Below are 18,327 nucleotides of genomic sequence, written 5' to 3' on the forward strand. Positions count from 1 at the left end.
ATTTAGCAAGAGTTGTAATTAAATATTTAATTACAACTCTTGCCTTTTTTTGAATTAGTCTTTAATAATTATTTTTGTTTCAGTAGCTCCTTCTTTAGTAGTTGCTTTAACTAAATATACTCCTTTTGATAGGTTAGAGGTAGAGACTGTTATGCCTTCGTTAGCATGTTTATTCGTCATTCGGTGTTTTTGAAGCTGTTTACCAGTAATATCCAAAAGTATTATGTCTGTATCTTTGCTATCAATGCCTTTAAATTTACAAGTAAAGTTTTCTTTAAAAGGATTAGGGAATACAGAAAATAACTTGACTTCATTTTCTAAGGGTTCTGTATTGCTTAAGGTGTCACCATCATAATAAATCAATACCTTATCAAAAATGATTCCTGGATCGAGCGCATATAGGCGTATTTTGGCAACATCACCTTCGGCCAAATAACTCATTGATGATTTAACATAACCTCTGATTACATTTTTTTCCCAGTCTAATGAAGGATAAGGTTGTTGTATACTAATAACTTTAGGTGTTTCATCATTAATGGAAATAGCCATACGAAGATCTCGACCTTCATATAAACGGCGCGTAGGCAAACACCTTACTTCTAGGCTAAAACCTTTTTGTTTTAAACTGATTTCTTTTTCTATATATGGAGCTAGATCCACATTGTTTATACTTGATGCTGTATAAGGTAAGTTTACTACTGCTTTTTCAGAAGATGATAACCCTTCAATAACCTCCCAAGTAAATCCTTGAGAATTAGTCATTTTATCAAATTCCCAAGCAGGAATAATAAGGCTTGGATTAAGAACATAATTAGAAGAATATTCTACTAAACCAGGTTCAGCAATTTTTATAGCTGCTATTTGAGCATTCGGTTCACGTTGACTAATTGTTATTGTATTTGTTCCACTTGGAAGTACCAACGTATTAACTTTAATCCATTCAAATGTTTCTCCTGTAGCATAATTGTTTTGAATAAATTGAGTTCCATTTATATTAACATGCCACGAGTCTTCTTCTACACTAGGTGTACGTACAAAAAAATAAATATCAGCATTTATAGATTGTGGTATTTCAAAAGAAAATTCTGCCTTACCTCCTGTACTTGGAGATAATAATGCACCCGATTTGTTTCCCATAACAACACCATTTTCATATTTCATAGGAGAAATAAATGTTCCTTCAGAAAGATTGATATCAATTACATCGGCATGTTCTTTGTCTATATCTGCTTGTGTTGCAACCCTTGGCATATCATAGACATTCTGACTTCTAATATCTGAACTTATAATTTTGTTCCATTTTCCATCTTTTATTCCTGTATTATAATACGTTGTTATTTCTTTTATTTTAGCATGTGCGGATTTAGCAGTTTCTGAATATTGTAAGGCTATAGGATCATTTTTAGCAGCTGCACTAAAACTTTTATAGGCATAAAGGAATTTCTGGTTCATATAATCGGCTCCACGAATTGGATAATAAACCATTTCAAAAAAAGCATCTTTTAAATCATCAGGAATTTGGCTATAAGTTGCTTCTACTTTGTTTGATATTTCTCTATAAGCATTCAGTCTATATTCAATTTCAGAATCAGGAAATTTTAATCTGTCTATATGTTCCGGTTTTCCATTTTGCGCCAATTGAAAATATAATGCATAAGCACTTGTTATATCATCTGCATATTCAGCTCCAAAGTTAAATGTAGCCCACTCATTTATATATTCGTTTACATTTGAAGCATCCCATTTATTATAATCATAGGCTAAGTCTAGAGAAAAATTCATTAACATTTCTGCTGGTTTGATATCACCAACATTAAAAATCCAAATTCTATCTCCTCCAAAATCAGCTGCTTTTTTCATTTCAGTAGCTATTAATGCAGGTGGTGTTGAAGCAATCCATAAATAATCTGCAGGACTTCCCCAATAAGAAAGGTGGTAATAAACACCACTGCCACCAGAACGTAATTGTTCTTCAGGATTTGATACTTGACGAATATAACCATGATTATCATCTACCCAGCCTAATGTAATGTCATCAGGCAAATCCATATTGTTATTATATTGATCTAAAACCTCTTTGTAAGGCCAAAAAGCTTGTGGAACTTGTGTGATATCTGAATTAACATATTGAGTTAATAGATTTCTTTGAAGTGTAATTACTTCTTCTAATTTTGCTGTTTTATCATTTAAAGAACCTCCTATACCTGAGTCTCCAGCACCACGAATACCCATGGTATATACATTTTCATATTGTCCATTTGAAGCAACACGACTTTCTAACACAGACATTATTGTATTTAAATTTGTATACGGATTCCATTGGCTTTTAGAGTAAGGCCATTCTTCGGTATTATACAGTAGAGGTTCATGGTGTGAAGATCCCATTATAATACCATATCTATCTGCAACAACCTTATTATTTGCATAATAATTAAAAGGTTTGGTACTTGGGTGCATTGCAGGCCAAATATAATTTGCTTTTAACCTTAAAAGTAATTCAAAAATCTTTTCGTAAGTTGTTGGTCCAATATCTTGTACTGGATCAAAAGTATATTGAGACCATTCTTGTAGTCCCCAATCTTCATCATTAATAAAGATGCCACGAAATTTCACAGTTGGTTCATTTGATGTAAAATTTATTGGACATACATAAAGTGAATCTTTCTGTTGTGGAGTAACATCTGCCCACCAGAATAAAGGAGATACACCAATTGATTTTGATAATTCGAAAGAGCCAAATGAAGCGCCTCGTCTATCGCTACCAATTATTACTAGTGCTTTAGTAATTCCTGTAATAGGAGAGTCTATAGTTTGAATTGTATAACTTTCCCATTTGTTTTCTATTTGACTCACATCAATCTTTCCGCTATCAATAAGTTGTTTTATAAGTCCATTTGACGAAACTGTACCTATAATTACAACATATTCATTAATATCGTCAATGTTATTGGTAACAAGATGACTTATGCCAGTAATCATTTCAATATCTGAACTTAATAGGTTTGCGGTTATTCCTATTAATTCTGAATCATTACTATCATAATATATTTTAGTATCACTTCCGTTTACTGAAAGAGGAAATTCATTTCCAGTGTTACAATTTATAGGGATCTCAGTAGAGGCATTAACTTTTACAATAACCAATAGAAAAAGTATGAGTAATATTTTTTTTAATCTTTTCATCTTTAATTTAGTGAGATATTTTTTTTTGTATAATACTGGAAAGGTAGTTTGTCATTAATTAGCCAATGTCTATTGTGATATTTTAAATTAACTATGATTATTTTTAAGTTAAAAGAGGTCTTTAATAATGAATTATTAGAAGACCTCTAGATTTTTTTAACTAAAAAAATAGTATTCGATAAATTAAATATGTTTAGTATTTAACTATTTTCGTGACGCTTCTTTTGTCACTAGATTGTAAGTCTAAAATATAAGTTCCAGATTTTAATGAATTACCATATTTCTTAACACCTAAACTTAAAACACCTTCTTCTACCTTAGCTCCAAGTAAATTAAATATTTTATAAGAAACTCCTTGCTCAGTAGTTTTTATGTTAAACCCATTTGAAGAAGGATTAGGATATATTTTTACAGATTTTAATGTATTCTTTTTTGTACTAAGTACAATACCCGCCGCACTATTAAGATCTGCTACTGTATATTCAACATCTGATTTTCCAAAAGCAAACACATCAAACTTAATACCATCCTCTCTAGCTCCTATTTGAAAATCAAAGGTTGAATTATTAGCTAGAACACTATATGCAGTTTGTGCTTCAGCTTTAATCATTTTTGAAAGATTTATCCATTTCCAAACTTGATTATTAGTATCAGCAGTCAGTAGTGCTCCATCTAAAACATCTGTTGCTTCTATATAACCATGTCTGTTAGTCTCATTTAATTTTATCCAACTATCTTTATCACTAGAATCTTGAATTCCAAAAGTTGCTGCGCTAAAAAAACTATCATCATTAGGACCATCAGGACCAAGATATACTCTTGCAAACAAATCGTATGTTACACCAAAACCTCCTTCAGGAAAAGTAACACTGTATGTTGAAACTCTAGCATCAGTACCAGGGAAATCACCACCGCCAGTACCTACTATTGTTATGTACGTAACTCCTGCATCTGTTTCTGTTGCAAAGTCAGCTCCAATAGTACCAGTTTCAGCTTCAAAAACTATAGGGGTTGGGTTTTGAGCAAAAACAGTTGTTATACTTAATAAAAGTAAGTAAATTGATAAAGTAATTTTTTTCATAATTTAGTAATTTTAGTTGTTGTTTCAATTTTTGAAGGTCGATCCTTCTGTTAGTTTTTTAACAAAACAAAGGTTTGTTTTGCGTTAGTGTTTTGTTTTAAACAAACCTTTGTTTTATTGGTTATTAAAATTAAACGTAAATATTACGTTTTTTAAATATATTAATAGTTGTAAGTTTATCTATCCTGTACTTACCTGTTTTTTCGCATAATTTGGTTGAAACGACAGGATAATCAGTTTAAAAGTGTTTTGAATAAAGTTTATTTATGATTTTTATTGTATAATTAGTTGTGCGTTACAATTAAAAATCCAAAAATTCTACCTTTAATTTAGATTGTAAGAGGGATTTTAAAACTTCAGGATTCCCATTTGTATAAAACTCATTCTTAGCTTTTGAATAACAAGTGTTTAGTAAACTGTTTTTTTCTAAAACAGCTTTAGTTTGTCTTGCTACAGCTTCACCAGAATCTATAATTTTAACCTGATTTGGTAGTATATTAATGAGTAAAGGCATTAGGTAAGGGTAATGTGTACATCCTAGTACTAAGTAATCAATATTAGCATCTATCATGGGTTTTAAATAGATGTTTAAAAGTGTTTTCATCTCATCAGAAAACAATTTGCCATTTTCAATAAGCTCAACAATGCCCTCTCCTTGTTGTTCTATTGTCTTAACATCATTGGCAAATAACCCTGAGGTTTTAGAGAATAACGCACTAGTTAAAGTGCCTTTAGTAGCAAGAATACCAATGGCATTTGTTTTAGTATTTAAAGCTGCAGGTTTTATGGCGGGTTCTATACCAATGAAAGGTACCTGGTAAGTTTCTCGAAGAAAATCTATAGCATTTGTAGTTGCTGTGTTACAAGCTACAACAATTAGTTTACAACCTTTATTAATTAAATATTCAGTATTTTTAATACTTAAATTAATAATGGCTTCTTGCCCTTTAGGACCATATGGAGCATTCATACTATCTGATAAATAGATAGTATGCTCGTTTGGTAAAAGATTATGAATTTCTTTCCAAATAGAGGTGCCGCCAACGCCCGAATCAAATATACCAATGGGTTTTGTACTCATAGTTTAACAAAAATAAAAAAGCTGCTTTGTAAAAAGCAGCTTTTAATATATTTATTTAAGTAATGTTAATTAGATACCTAATTCTTTTTTAACATCGTCAAGTAAGTTTTTACCATCAGCTAAAATTGTTACTCCTAAAGATGAATCTAAAACATACTCGTATCCTTGAGCTCTTCCAACTTTTAAAATAGCTGCTTTAGCTTTTTCTGTTATTGGTTGAATTAATTCTGCTTGTTTAGATTCTATATCTTTTCTAGCATCAACTTCAAATTGTTGAAGACGTTGTTGTTTTCCTTGAAGCTCTTGAGCTCTTATTGCGTTTTCTTCAGCAGTTTTTGTAGCTGCTTCAGCATCATATTGTTTAACTGTTGTTTGGTATTCTGTAATAGATGCTTGCATATCTGTTTGATATGTTTTACTTAAATTTTCAAGTTCTTTTTGAGCAGCTTTCATTTCTGGCATAGCAGAAATTAATTCTTGCGTGTTTATATGGGCAACTTTACTTTGAGCTTGTGTGAAACTGAAAGTTCCAATACATAATGCAGTTGCTAATAATAGAGTTTTAAATTGTTTCATTTTAAATAGTATTAATGTGTTATAAATTATTAATTGTTTTTAGTTTAAACTGTCTTTTGCCTTTTGGCGTTCTTCTAAAATTTTCTTTTTTCTTTCAGCTAATTCTTTTATACGAGCTTTTCTAGCTGCTAATTTTTTTTGTCGATTTTCTTCAATTAGTTGAGCCCTTGTTTTTGTTTCAACTTTAACTTCTTTTGTGGTTTCAGATTTTGCTGCATCATCTGATTCATTAACTGTCTCTTTATTAGTGCTAGATGATTTTTCTTGTTTTAATTTTTCTCTTTCAGCTAGTTTTTTTTGTCTGTTTTCTTCAATTATTTGAGCTCTAGTTTTTGTCTCAACTTCAACTTTGTTTGTTTCCGATTTAGCTGTTTCAACTTTGTCATTCGCTGTTTCTGATATTGTATTTCTTTCAGCTAATTTTTCTTGTTTTGCTTTTTCTCTATCGTCTAATACTTTTTGACGTCTAGCTTCTGCAGCTTTTACTTTTGCTTCTCTAGCTGCTAATTTTTCTTGTCTAGCTTTTTCAATAGCACTTTCACGTGCTTTTTTCTTTTCTTCTAGTGCTTTTTCTCGAGCTTCTTGTTCATAATTAATTTCTGGAACTAATTCTTCATCTTTAGCGGCTTTTCTTTCTGCTTTTGATGTCGCTTGTGTTCGTTTTGCTGTTCTTGTTATACTTCTTATAATCTGATCGCTTAAATCAAATCTTTTTTCTGAATATAACATAACAGCATCTGATGATTTATCAAAAATAAAATCATATTTTCTTTTCGCTGCTAAATCTTGAACTGCTGCAAAAATTTGATCTTGAATAGGCTGCATTAATTGCTTTTTTTGAATAAACAAATCGCCATTAGGACCAAAACGTTTTTGCTGATAATCTAATATTTCTTTTTCTTCAAAAGAAATATCTTCTTCGCGTTCGTTTATAAGTTCATTTGTTAAAAGCGCTTTTTCGTTGCTTAAATCTTTTCGTTTTTGTTCTATAGTACTTAATTTACTTTGAATCTCATTTTTCCATTTATCGGCTTTAGCATTTAATTGCGTTGTTGCTTCTTGATATTCTGGAACATTCTCTAAAATATATTCTGTATCTATATAAGCTATTCTTACTCCACGTTGAGCATATGAAGAAAAGCTTAGCATAAAAACTATTGTCAGTAAAAAAAGAACGTTGTTTCGCATCTGTTTAATGTTTTTTATAATTTATCAACTCATAAATTCTAAAAAAAGACAGATGATTTATTTTATATCTGTTACTTTTTTGAATTGTGTTTTCAAAATTAACGAATTTTAATCTTAAAAATTTCAATTCTCATTTAAATCATCATAATGTTATTAGAAAATATCGTGCCAAAATTAAAATTGTTGCCCAATTATGAAGTGAGTTTCCCAACCATGCATGCCAGTTTCTCCTTGTAACGAATCGAAACCATGACCAAAATCGATACCTAATAAACCAAAAGCAGGCATGAAAATACGAATACCTAATCCTGCAGATCGTTTAATATCGAAAGGGTTATAATCTCTAAAATTATTAAATGAAGCACCGCCTTCTAAAAAGCCTAAGGCGTAAATTTTAGCTGAAGCAGCTAATGTTATTGGGTAACGAAGCTCTAATGAGAATTTATTATAAATAGTTCCTCCATCTTGATCTGATAACGATTGGTTTGGATACCCTCTTAAAGCAACGGCCTCTCTGCCATCTAAACTGTAACTACCTAGGCCATCTCCACCCAAAAAGAAGCGTTCGAAAGGAATGATACCCCTGTCATTATTATAAGCACCTAAGAAACCAAATTCTACGCTTGGTCTTAAAACTAGTTTTTTCGCTAATTCTGTATACCATTCGCCTTTAAATTTAACTTTATAAAATTCTAACCATTTATAGCGTTCTTGATCTATTTCAGCTATTTTAGTTGATGCATTTGTTTTTTGTACATCAGTTGTTGTGGCATCATTTATAATTGCTTGTTGTGCTTCACGGTCTTCAGCAATTGCTTTGTAATCTATACCATTAAATAAAGAATAGGGAGCAGAAAATTTTGCTGTTGCAGAAAAACTAGATCCACCAGTTGGGAAAATAGGATCTACACTCGTATTGTTTCTACTTAAACCTACAGTGTATGATAAATTGTTAGAATATCCATTTCCGAAAGTAAATAATCCTGTGTTATAATTTTTTAAATCGTAACGTTGAAAACTAATAGCTTGAGATAATGTAAAGAAGTCATCAGGAACTTGTAAACGTTTTGCTAAACCAAAAGTAATTCCTGTAATATTAAAGCTTTTACTTTTGTCTGCATTTCCTGTTTGATAATCATATAAAAATTGCTTAGTATGTGATATCGATGTAGAAAATTGTACAGGACGTTTTCCTCCTAACCAAGGTTCTGAAAAAGAAAAACTATAGGTTTGATAAAAACGACTGGCTTGTAAACGTAGTGCTAATTTTTGTCCATCACCCATTGGTATAGGTTTGTATGCATCTTTTTTAAAGATGTCTTTTATAGAAAAGTTGTTAAAAGATAAACCAAGTGTTCCTATAAAACCACCACCACCATAACCACCTTGTAATTCTATTTGGCTAGATCCTGTTTCTTTAACAGAATATTGCATATCAATAGTTCCTTCGTTAGGGTTTGGGTTAATAAAATCTGGTGATATTTCTTGCGCATCAAAAAAGCCTAATTGTCCTAGTTCTCTAACGGTACGAACCACATTTGCTTTACTGTATAGTTGTCCTGGTCGTGTGCGTATTTCTCTGTAAACAACGTGGTCATTCGTTTTGTCGTTACCTACTATAGTTACGTTATTAAAATAAGCTGGTTTTCCTTCAGAAATTCTAATTTCTAAGTCTATTATATTATCATCTGCACTAACTTCAACAGCGTTAATGCTAGAAAACAAGTAACCATTATTTTGATATTGATTTGTTATGTCAAATGCATCTGGTTTACTGCCGTCTGCAATTCGTTTTTGTAACTCAACACCGTTATAAGTATCTCCTTTATTTATTCTTAAAAGTCTACTTAAATATTCATTACTATAAACAGTATTACCTATAAATGTAATATCGCCAAACTTATAAAGTTCACCTTCTATAACATTAATGTTAAGAGATATAGTTTTATCGTCGTTTATAATAATACTATCTGATATAATACGAGCATCTCTATAACCATTTTCTTTATAGGTTTCTATAATATGACCTAGGTCTGCCTGATAAGCCGAATCAATAAATTTAGATCGTTTTAGTAATCGGATACGATTAATTTTTTTTGTAGTTTTCATGCTCTTTCTAAGCTTTTTGTCGCTTAAAATATCATTTCCACTAAAGGCAATATCTTTTATCTTTACTTTTTCACCTTTATCTATATTAAGAACCATATTAACTCTAGCTGTTTCTATAGAATCTTTTACATCTATGGTGTTAATATGTACTTTGGTGTTTAAAAAACCTTGTTTTTTGTATTTTTTTTCAAGGAAATTTTTGGTAGTTGTAATGAGGTTTTCTGTAACTTTAGTCCCTTTTTTTAATTTATTGTCACTAATAATACCTTCGAACTTAGATTTTTTTACACCATTTATTTTTAATTCATTTAATTGGGGTAAATCTGACAGGCGTATTTCTAAATAAGCAACATTACCTTCAATTTTAGTAATATACAGTTCAATGTCGCTAAAGAGTTTAGAATTCCAAAGTTTTTTTATGGCGGCACTTATTTCTTCTCCAGGAATGGTTATTTCTTTTCCTTTTGTTAAACCAGAATAAGTAATTATGGTTTGTTCATTAAAGCTAGTGTTACCTAATACAGATATGGCTCCAAGCGTGTATTTTTTTCCATTGCTATATTCTAATTCCTGTGCATTAATATTAACACTACAAGCAAAAAAGAGCGTAATTAAAAAATACTTTAAATATTTTAAAGGTAAAATGTTAGTTAAGTTGTTCACTTGTTTTCCCAAATCGTCGTTCTCTTTTTTGATATTCAATAATAGCTTCATACAAATGCTGCTTTGTAAAATCTGGCCACAATACACTAGTAAAGTACAATTCAGCATAGGCAATTTGCCAAAGTAAAAAGTTGCTAATACGTTGTTCGCCACTTGTTCTTATAAGTAAATCTACATCAGGTAAATTTTGCGTGTAAAGATGCTCATTAATAATTGATTCATCAATTTTATCGGGCGAAATTATATTATTTTTAACTTTAATACTAATCTCTTTAACAGTATTTATGATTTCCTCGCGTGAACCGTAGCTTAATGCTAGTGTTAGAGTCATTCTGTTATTGTCTTTTGTTTGTTCAATAACTTCATGAAGCTCTTTGTAAACTTTTTTAGGCAAGGTGTTTAAGCTACCAATAGCTGCAAGTTTTATATTGTTATCTTGAAGTGTTTTAATTTCGCTTTTTAAAGACGAGACTAAAAGTTTCATCAGTGTTTCAACCTCTAATTTAGGTCTATTCCAGTTTTCGGTAGAAAAAGCATATAGTGTTAAGTTTTTAACACCAAGTTCTGCACAAGCTTCAACCGTTTGTCTAACTGATTTTGTGCCGTTTTTATGACCAAAAGCTCTTAGCATGCCTTGTTGTTTCGCCCAACGCCCATTGCCATCCATAATAATAGCGATGTGTTTAGGAAGTCTTGTGCTTATTATGTTTTCTTTTAAATCCATTTTAGTTAATGCAGTAACATGGGTTTTCTCCAAAAGTATAAGTTAATGTAAATCCAGAAAATACATACCAATCGTTATTGTTTATGTTTCCAAATCTATATGGTAAAAGCGATTCGGTATCTGGAACACTTCCATCTATTTCATCAGAAAATGTATACCGAGCACCTACTTCAATTCCTAAAACAAAATTACCAAGGAAATTAGATTTAAAACCTAATGCCATAGGAATACCGTAAGCCCAACTTGAATTGTTTTCAGATGTTTGTATGCCATTTAAAAAATAATAGTTATCATGGTGTGCAACACTAATACCTGTATATAAGTAAGGTGTTGCTATTTTTTTTCCAGAATGCAAATTGAAGTCAACAAAAGTGAATTCCATGCCTGCTGAAATTTCTAATAAATTTGAATCGAAACTATAATCTCTTTGTATACGTCTAGGATCGTCTGATTGGTTGTCTTTAGTTTTTAAATCAGAATATATTAAGGATACTCTCCACGAATGCCTAGAGCTTCTATTCCATTTATATAAAAGACCAAGAGAAGGGCTGTTAGGAGAGATATAATCGGTTGCGCCTACATCTCCAATAAAATTACTGCCTCCTACAAACACTCCTAACTCATTAATTTGAGAATGGCTTAATTGGATGCTTAAAATGCTAAAAATCAATACGCTTAAATGCCTCATAGATATTCAAAAGTTTGCAAATATAATAAATAAGATTAGCCTATTATAATTTGAGCTAATTTGTATGAGTTTAAAACAGTATTTCTATTAAATTATTGTTTAATTTCGTTTGTCTTCTCCCCAAAGTAGTTTTTTACGGAGTGTGGAAAAAAAGCTTTCATCTAGTAAATCAATCATCTTAATTTTAAAATTGGCTTTCTTTATTTTAATGATGGTACCATTTTCTAAAGTAGCAATTCTAGAATCTAAAGACATTAAGTGGTGTTCTTCTCTGCCATTAACTTTAAGTTGTATTTCGGTAGAATCTGGTATAATTAGTGGGCGTGCGCTTAAATTATGAGGCGCAATAGGTGTTAAAACAAAATTATTAGCACCAGGTGTAATTACAGGTCCACCACAACTTAGCGAGTATCCTGTAGATCCTGTTGGAGTAGAAACAATTAAACCGTCACTCCAATAAGAGTTTAAAAATTCATCGTCTAAATAGGTGTCTACAGTAATCATTGCAGTGGTGTTTTTTCTGCTTACTGTTATTTCATTCAACGCAAAATTCATTGAAACGATGTCGTCATTTTTTGGAGATGTTTCAACAGACAGTAAGGTTCGTTCAGATATTTTATAATGACCATCTAAAATATTTTGAATGGCTTGTTCTATAACATCTACCTGAATGGTGGCTAAAAAGCCTAAACGACCTGTATTAATACCTATTATTGGAATGCCTAAATCTTTTACAAAGATGGTCGATCTTAAAATAGTACCATCGCCTCCTATACTTACAAGAAAATCGAACGATTGATCTAATTCACTAAACATATTGTAAGTGTCAAAGTTTTTTATCCCGTGAGATTCTATACTTATAAGTTTGTGAAATTGAGTTTCAATATAAGCATCTACACCTTGTTTGTTTAAATAATTGAAAAGCGTTTCTACAGATGCAGAAGTTGTATCGTTATAATAGCGTCCAAAAATAGCAACCTTCATCATTACATGTTTAAATATTTATTTAAATAATCCGATCGTTCCTTCAAGCTTTCAATATAGCCGTCTTCTTCGTGTCCAGATATTATGTTATAACTATATCTTCTAAATGTTTGAATAATATCGTTAAGGCCAGTGTTGCCAATTTTTATAGTTATTTGAACTAAATCACTTGTCATTTTAGATACAAAGGCACCAAGAAGTTTACCGTTGTTAGATTCTATAATTTGGCTTACTTCACTAAACGAATAATCATTAACACCTTTTTCAACAACTAATATACCACCAGCTTCAGAGAAGAAAGGCGATTCAATAAATAAACTGATAATATCATTAAGTTCATAATACCCCAAATAGTTATTATCATTACTTAAAACAGGCATAATATTAGTCGAATTTGTAGCAAAAGCTTCTAAAACATCTAACCACAAGGTGTTGTCGCGAACAAAAAAAGTTTCAAGAGAATATAGGTGTTCGCTTAAAGATTTTTCGCTATCAAAACAATGAGCGTCTGTTTCAAAAAAAGAACCTAAAAATACGCCTTGATCATTTTGAACAGGGATATGAGAATAGGTTAACTGATTAAATAATAATTGCAAATCTTTAATTTTACTATTACTATTTAATGGCTTAATGTCGTTAATAATGTATTCTGAAAGTTTCATTGTGTCGCTTTAATACCTGTTGCAAATTAATCAAAAAAAAAGTACATAAGCCTGTTCTACTTTGTATTTTTGTCATTTAAAACAGCGATAGATGACAAAGTTAAGTGTAAATATTAACAAGATAGCAACTTTAAGGAACTCTAGAGGGGGCGATATGCCTAATGTGGTTCAGTTTGCAAAAGATGTGCAACGTTTTGGTGCAGAAGGGGTAACGATTCACCCTAGACCCGATGAGCGTCATATTCGTTATCAGGATGCACGCGATTTAAAACCAGAAGTTTATACCGAATATAATGTTGAAGGTAACCCTGTTGAATCCTTTTTAAAATTAGTGCTTGAAGTAAAACCAACACAGGTTACTTTAGTGCCAGATGCTGTTGATGCTATAACAAGTAATGCTGGTTGGGATACGTTGAAACATAAAGATTTTTTGGTTGATGTGATTAAAGAATTTCAACAAAATGGTATAAGAACTTCTATTTTTGTCGATCCAGTTTTAGAACAAATTGAAGGTGCAAAAGCAACAGGGACCGATCGAATTGAATTATATACAGAAGCCTTTGCGCATCAATATGGTTTAGGAAATAATGAGGCTATAAAACCGTATACCGAAAGTGCTGTTTTTGCAGAAAGTTTAGGATTAGGTATTAATGCAGGACATGATTTATCACTTGATAATATTAAGTTTTTTAAAGACGAAGTTCCTAATTTGTTAGAAGTATCTATTGGACATGCACTTATTTCAGAAAGTCTATATTTAGGTGTAGAGAATGTTATTCAAATGTATTTACGTAAATTAAAATAATGCTGTTACATTCAAATATTATAGGGGAAGGCAAGCCGTTTATTATTCTGCATGGTTTTTTAGGAATGAGTGATAATTGGAAAACACTTGGAAGGCAATTTAGCGAACAAGGGTTTCAGGTGCACTTAGTCGATCAGAGAAATCATGGGCGTAGTTTTTGGAATGAGAATTTTAATTATGATATTCTTGCTGAAGATTTAAAAGCCTATTGTGAGGCTCATAAACTTGAAGATATTATTGTATTAGGACATTCTATGGGCGGAAAAACAGCTATGACTTTTGTTTGTGAATATCCTGGACTAATTTCAAAATTAATAGTTGCCGATATTTCTCCACGATTTTACCCTATTCATCACGATGGTATTTTAAACGGATTATCTGCTTTAAATTTTGATGTTATAAAATCTAGAGGTGAAGCCGATAAAGTTCTAGCTGATTATGTGAGTGATTTTGGAACCCGTCAATTTTTATTAAAAAACTTGTATTGGGTTGATAAAGGCCAATTAGGGTTACGTATTAATTTAGAAGTTTTAAAAAATGAAGTAGGCGAGGTAGGAGAATCTTTGGCTTCTCATGCTACTTTTAATAAAGAGACTTTGTTTTTAAGAGGAGATCGTTCTGAATATATTGGTGTTGGTGATGAAGCTATTATTTCTAACCACTTTTCAAAAGCAAAAATAAAGACAATTTCAAATGCTGGACATTGGTTACATGCCGAAAATCCTAAAGACTTTTTTGCGGCTGTAATACAGTTTTTATAATAACCATGTTTTTAAATTTTTATAAAGAAAATTCTTATATTTACTTTCTGTTAAATTAAAATTATTACATGAAAATCGTTACTGTATTATTTGTTTTTTTATTATCAATTAGTAGTTTTTCTCAAAAGAAGCATCCAGATGGTCCTTATAAAGAGTATCATAAAAATAGCCAATTAAGAAAGGTAGGTGCTTATAAAAATGACAAAAAAGTTGGGATTTGGAAACATTATTTTGATAATGGAAACTTACATAAGCGTTATCTTCATGATAGCAAAGGCAAGTTTACCGGTATTGAAGAAATATATTCTAAAAAAGGTACTTTACTTAGTGACACAAAACAAACTGAAACAGGTAGTTTGATAACTAAAAAATTTTATGAAAGCGGTGAACTTTTTGCGGAATATGATGTAGTGTCAGCTAAAAGAAACAATTGGTTTTTTAAAGAAGGCAATTATAAAGAATATTATAAAAATGGTGTTTTAAAAATAGAAAGTTTATATACCAAAAACGAGCTTTATGGTGTATGGAAGCAATATTATGAAACAGGAGAAAAAGAATGGGAAGTTGAATACACAGAAGGCTACAAGCAAGGTGTTTATAAACAGTTTTATAAAAACAAAAAACTTAAAACTTTAGGTTTTCATGACTTAGATTTAAAATCTGGTATAGAAAAAAGATATGATTCTGAAGGAAATGAAACGCACAGTTTGAAATATAAAAAAGGAATTCTCAAAAATGCTGCGAAATTTTCAAATATAACAAGTGTAAATATTCCAGATGGTACTATATTAAGGGTCCCAATATTTCCAGGTTGTAACTTGCCTGGTAATTATTTAAAGAGGAACTGTATGTCTCAAAAAATAGGAACTTTTGTAAGCGAAAAATTTAATAAATCTTTTGCTCCTGATCTCGGTTTAGCAGGGAAGCAACGTATTAATGTTATTTTTAAAATAGATAAAACAGGAAAAGTAGTTGGCATAAGGGCTAGAGCCAACCATAGAGCTTTAGAGGCTGAAGCAATAAGAGTAATATCTTTGTTACCTAAAATGGTGCCAGGTTCTCAGTACGGTAAGCCTGTAAATGTGCCGTATAGTATGCCTATTATTTTTGATTTAAAAATAAAAGAGAAAAAAAAGAACAAATACAATTAAAGAATATTTAAAAATGAAACTAATAATTAAACTCCTATTAAACGCCATAGCCGTATTTGTAATTGCTCATTTTTAACAGGTGTTAGTGTCGATAATTATACAACAGCCATTATTGTAGCAATTGTTTTATCTGTTCTAAACTTATTAGTAAAACCCATATTAGTAATTTTAACTTTGCCTATAACCATTGTAACATTAGGCTTGTTTTTATTAATAATTAACGCTTTAATCATCTTATTAGCCGATAATTTAATTGATGGATTTTCAGTAAGTAGTATTTGGATTGCAGTATTATTTAGTATTTTACTTTCCATCCTGCAATCTTTCTTGCATTCTCTTTTAAAAGAAGGTAAAAAATAGCTAATAATCAAGCAATTAAAAACTTTGTTGGGATGTAAAAATATATTATTTTTGCATCCCAATTTTGGTAGCAAAAATTTAGGCCAAAATCATTTGTTAAATGCCTGTAAAGGTTTTATATCATTAAAATGAATATTACAAGAGAAAACGTAGATGCATTAAATGCTGTAGTAAAAGTAGATATCGCTAAAGAAGATTATAGCGATAAAGTTGAAAAAATCTTAACAGATTATCGTAAAACAGCAAATATTCCTGGTTTTAGAAAAGGTCATGTACCAATGGGAATGGTGAAAAAACAATACGGAAAAGCTGTTTTAGTTGATGAAGTAAACAAGCTTTTACAAGATGCTTTAAATAAATATTTAACTGAAGAAAAGTTAGATGTTTTAGGGCAACCATTACCAAAAACACAAGATGAAATTGATTGGGATGCTGATAAATTTTCTTTTGAATTTGAATTAGGTTTAGCTCCAGAATTTGATGTAGAGTTAAAAAGTAAAAAAGCCATCACACAATATCATATTATTGCTGATGATAAAATGATTGATGAGCAAATAGAACGTATTCAAAAACAATACGGAAAATTAGTTTCTCAAGATGCTGTTGAAGCAGATAGCGAAATAACAGGAGCTTATACAAACGAAGAAAAAGAAATAGATAATACGGTTACTATCACTTTAGATAAGTTTAAAGGAAAAGCAACTGCAAAACAATTTATTGGTGCTAAAGCAGGCGATGTTATTGTTTTGAAAACAAAAGGACTTTTTGAAGATGATCACGATTTAATGCATGCTTTAAAATTAGAGCATGATGCGGTTCATGGTTTAGATATTGAGGTGTCTTTCACTATTTCTGAAATTAATAAAAGAGAATTAGCAGATTTAGATCAAGATATTTTTGATAAACTTTTTGGTAAAGACGGAGGTGTAACTACGGTTACCGAATTAAGAGCAAAAATAAAAGAAGATGCTGAAAAGCAATTTGTTCAACAAGCCGATCAAAAATTATTAAATGATGTTACTGAGTATTTAGTTGATAATACAAAATTTGATCTTCCAGCAGAATTTTTAACTAAATGGATGCAAACATCTGGAGAAAAACAAATTGATGCAGATCAAGCTAGAGAAGAATACGCAAAATCTGAAAAAAGCTTACGTTACCAATTAATTGAAGGAAAGTTAATTGAAGGTAATAACATTCAAGTAACTATTGATGATATTAAAGATCATGCAAGAGAAATGATTAAAGGTCAAATGGCTCAGTTTGGTCAAATGAATCCTTCAGATAAAGAGTTAGATGATATTGCAGCTCGCGTATTATCAAATCAAGATGAAGCACGTCGTATATCAGAACAATTAATCAGTCAAAAGTTAATTACTTTATACAAAGAGAAAGCAAATATTAAGGTAAAAGAATTGAGCTATGAAAACTTTGTAAAAGAAGTTTATGGTGATAAATAATAAGCCTTTTATATAATAATTCCTTATATTTAGGCGCTTCAGTTTAGGAATTGAAGCGCCTAATTTATTAAGTGAATTCTCATTATTCTGATTAAAAGAATTTTATAGTTAAGTCACTTATTTGAAAATTAGAATCTTAACCTAAAAAAGAATAAATAAAATTATGGATTACGCTAAAGAATTTGAAAAATTCGCGATAAAAGATCAAGGTATAAGTAGTACATATTACAATAAAATTGTAAGCAGTATGTATCCTCAAAGTATGACTCCGTATATTATTGAAGAACGTCAATTGAATATTTCTCAATTAGATGTTTTTTCTCGTTTAATGATGGATCGTATTCTTTTTCTAGGAACCGGAATTAATGATAATATTGCAAATATTGTACAAGCACAGTTGTTGTTTTTAGAAAGTGTTGATGCTAACAAAGACATTCAAATGTATATTAATTCTCCAGGAGGAAGTGTATATGCAGGATTAGGTATTTATGATACTATGCAGTTTATAAAGCCAGATGTAGCTACTATTTGTACTGGTATGGCGGCATCAATGGGCGCTGTATTATTATGTGCAGGTGCTCAAGGAAAACGTAGTGGTTTAACACATTCTCGTGTTATGATTCACCAACCTTTAGGAGGTGCTCAAGGACAAGCAAGTGATATAGAAATTACTGCTAGAGAAATCTTGATTTTAAAAGAAGAACTTTATAAAATTATTAGTAAGCATTCAGGTCAAAGTTACGACAAAGTATATGAAGATAGTGACAGAGATTACTGGATGAAAGCCGATAAGGCCAAAGAATATGGCATGATTGACGAGATTTTAGCTCGTAATTAAATAAAAATTTGTA

General features: G+C 30.7%; 15 protein-coding genes and 1 pseudogene. 6 read left to right on the plus strand and 10 right to left on the minus strand.

The window, feature by feature from the left end; translation table 11 throughout:
* Window positions 1–54 precede the first annotated feature (54 nt).
* The 10 genes from ACH5TX_RS09170 to ACH5TX_RS09215 all read right to left on the minus strand — a co-directional run bounded on the left by ACH5TX_RS09170 (window position 55) and on the right by ACH5TX_RS09215 (window position 12,939).
* A complete protein-coding gene (locus ACH5TX_RS09170) occupies window positions 55–3,183 on the minus strand; it encodes a glycosyl hydrolase 115 family protein (RefSeq protein ID WP_439339206.1) in 3,129 nt (1,042 codons plus the stop codon).
* 193 nt (window positions 3,184–3,376) lie between these two features.
* Entirely contained in the window at window positions 3,377–4,264 is an 888-nt protein-coding gene (locus tag ACH5TX_RS09175; protein ID WP_439339207.1) for a T9SS type A sorting domain-containing protein, read from the minus strand.
* A 301-nt stretch (window positions 4,265–4,565) separates the two neighbouring features.
* Window positions 4,566–5,345, minus strand: coding sequence for a glutamate racemase (murI, locus tag ACH5TX_RS09180; protein ID WP_439339208.1), 780 nt, complete (start codon window positions 5,343–5,345; stop codon window positions 4,566–4,568).
* A gap of 69 nt (window positions 5,346–5,414) precedes the next feature.
* Window positions 5,415–5,921: an OmpH/Skp family outer membrane protein gene (locus tag ACH5TX_RS09185; RefSeq protein WP_439339209.1), complete on the minus strand. Its 507-nt coding sequence runs from the start codon at window positions 5,919–5,921 to the stop codon at window positions 5,415–5,417.
* A gap of 39 nt (window positions 5,922–5,960) precedes the next feature.
* A complete protein-coding gene (locus ACH5TX_RS09190; protein ID WP_439339210.1) occupies window positions 5,961–7,070 on the minus strand; it encodes an OmpH/Skp family outer membrane protein in 1,110 nt (369 codons plus the stop codon).
* Window positions 7,071–7,283: 213 nt separating this feature from the next.
* Window positions 7,284–9,932, minus strand: coding sequence for an outer membrane protein assembly factor BamA (bamA, locus tag ACH5TX_RS09195; RefSeq protein ID WP_439339211.1), 2,649 nt, complete (start codon window positions 9,930–9,932; stop codon window positions 7,284–7,286).
* Entirely contained in the window at window positions 9,865–10,605 is a 741-nt protein-coding gene (gene uppS, locus ACH5TX_RS09200; protein WP_439339428.1) for an undecaprenyl pyrophosphate synthase, read from the minus strand. Before uppS ends, bamA begins: the two co-directional genes overlap by 68 nt.
* 1 nt (window position 10,606) lies before the next feature.
* Window positions 10,607–11,293 carry a type IX secretion system protein PorG gene (gene porG / locus ACH5TX_RS09205; RefSeq protein WP_439339212.1) on the minus strand — a complete coding sequence of 229 codons (687 nt, stop codon included), beginning with the start codon at window positions 11,291–11,293 and terminating at the stop codon, window positions 10,607–10,609.
* Window positions 11,294–11,392: 99 nt separating this feature from the next.
* Window positions 11,393–12,277 carry an NAD kinase gene (locus ACH5TX_RS09210; protein WP_439339429.1) on the minus strand — a complete coding sequence of 295 codons (885 nt, stop codon included), beginning with the start codon at window positions 12,275–12,277 and terminating at the stop codon, window positions 11,393–11,395.
* Between the two features lie 2 nt (window positions 12,278–12,279).
* Window positions 12,280–12,939 (minus strand): CBS domain-containing protein, encoded by a 660-nt coding sequence (locus tag ACH5TX_RS09215; RefSeq protein WP_439339213.1) that lies wholly within the window; start codon window positions 12,937–12,939, stop codon window positions 12,280–12,282.
* A gap of 91 nt (window positions 12,940–13,030) precedes the next feature.
* On the opposite strand from ACH5TX_RS09215, the gene ACH5TX_RS09220 reads away from it, so the two are divergent.
* From ACH5TX_RS09220 to clpP, 6 genes and pseudogenes are all read left to right on the plus strand, one after another.
* Window positions 13,031–13,744: a pyridoxine 5'-phosphate synthase gene (locus ACH5TX_RS09220; RefSeq protein ID WP_439339214.1), complete on the plus strand. Its 714-nt coding sequence runs from the start codon at window positions 13,031–13,033 to the stop codon at window positions 13,742–13,744.
* Window positions 13,744–14,505: an alpha/beta fold hydrolase gene (locus tag ACH5TX_RS09225; protein ID WP_439339215.1), complete on the plus strand. Its 762-nt coding sequence runs from the start codon at window positions 13,744–13,746 to the stop codon at window positions 14,503–14,505. The genes ACH5TX_RS09220 and ACH5TX_RS09225 overlap by 1 nt, the downstream gene beginning before the upstream one ends.
* Before the next feature lie 68 nt (window positions 14,506–14,573).
* A complete protein-coding gene (locus ACH5TX_RS09230) occupies window positions 14,574–15,656 on the plus strand; it encodes an energy transducer TonB (protein WP_439339216.1) in 1,083 nt (360 codons plus the stop codon).
* A 13-nt stretch (window positions 15,657–15,669) separates the two neighbouring features.
* Window positions 15,670–16,016 (plus strand): annotated as a pseudogene (locus ACH5TX_RS09235) (phage holin family protein).
* Between the two features lie 128 nt (window positions 16,017–16,144).
* Window positions 16,145–17,476, plus strand: a complete 1,332-nt coding sequence (gene tig / locus ACH5TX_RS09240) for a trigger factor (protein ID WP_439339217.1) — start codon at window positions 16,145–16,147, stop codon at window positions 17,474–17,476.
* A 163-nt stretch (window positions 17,477–17,639) separates the two neighbouring features.
* The gene (gene clpP / locus ACH5TX_RS09245; protein WP_439339218.1) at window positions 17,640–18,314 is read left to right on the plus strand and encodes an ATP-dependent Clp endopeptidase proteolytic subunit ClpP; all 675 of its coding nucleotides are present in this window, start codon (window positions 17,640–17,642) and stop codon (window positions 18,312–18,314) included.
* Window positions 18,315–18,327 lie beyond the last annotated feature (13 nt).

The sequence above is a fragment of the Thalassobellus citreus genome (assembly GCF_044385915.1).
Taxonomy (GTDB): Bacteria; Bacteroidota; Bacteroidia; order Flavobacteriales; family Flavobacteriaceae; genus Thalassobellus; species Thalassobellus citreus.

Excerpts from the sequence above, each read along its gene's own strand:
- ACH5TX_RS09170 (WP_439339206.1), bottom strand. The coding sequence starts at position 3,183 with ATGAAAAGATTAAAAAAAATATTACTCATACTTTTTCTATTGGTTATT.
- ACH5TX_RS09175 (WP_439339207.1), bottom strand. The coding sequence starts at position 4,264 with ATGAAAAAAATTACTTTATCAATTTACTTACTTTTATTAAGTATAACA.
- murI (WP_439339208.1), bottom strand. The coding sequence starts at position 5,345 with ATGAGTACAAAACCCATTGGTATATTTGATTCGGGCGTTGGCGGCACC.
- ACH5TX_RS09185 (WP_439339209.1), bottom strand. The coding sequence starts at position 5,921 with ATGAAACAATTTAAAACTCTATTATTAGCAACTGCATTATGTATTGGA.
- ACH5TX_RS09190 (WP_439339210.1), bottom strand. The coding sequence starts at position 7,070 with ATGCTAAGCTTTTCTTCATATGCTCAACGTGGAGTAAGAATAGCTTAT.
- bamA (WP_439339211.1), bottom strand. The coding sequence starts at position 9,932 with ATGAAGCTATTATTGAATATCAAAAAAGAGAACGACGATTTGGGAAAA.
- uppS (WP_439339428.1), bottom strand. The coding sequence starts at position 10,605 with ATGGATTTAAAAGAAAACATAATAAGCACAAGACTTCCTAAACACATC.
- porG (WP_439339212.1), bottom strand. The coding sequence starts at position 11,293 with ATGAGGCATTTAAGCGTATTGATTTTTAGCATTTTAAGCATCCAATTA.
- ACH5TX_RS09210 (WP_439339429.1), bottom strand. The coding sequence starts at position 12,277 with ATGAAGGTTGCTATTTTTGGACGCTATTATAACGATACAACTTCTGCA.
- ACH5TX_RS09215 (WP_439339213.1), bottom strand. The coding sequence starts at position 12,939 with ATGAAACTTTCAGAATACATTATTAACGACATTAAGCCATTAAATAGT.
- ACH5TX_RS09220 (WP_439339214.1), top strand. The coding sequence starts at position 13,031 with ATGACAAAGTTAAGTGTAAATATTAACAAGATAGCAACTTTAAGGAAC.
- ACH5TX_RS09225 (WP_439339215.1), top strand. The coding sequence starts at position 13,744 with ATGCTGTTACATTCAAATATTATAGGGGAAGGCAAGCCGTTTATTATT.
- ACH5TX_RS09230 (WP_439339216.1), top strand. The coding sequence starts at position 14,574 with ATGAAAATCGTTACTGTATTATTTGTTTTTTTATTATCAATTAGTAGT.
- tig (WP_439339217.1), top strand. The coding sequence starts at position 16,145 with ATGAATATTACAAGAGAAAACGTAGATGCATTAAATGCTGTAGTAAAA.
- clpP (WP_439339218.1), top strand. The coding sequence starts at position 17,640 with ATGGATTACGCTAAAGAATTTGAAAAATTCGCGATAAAAGATCAAGGT.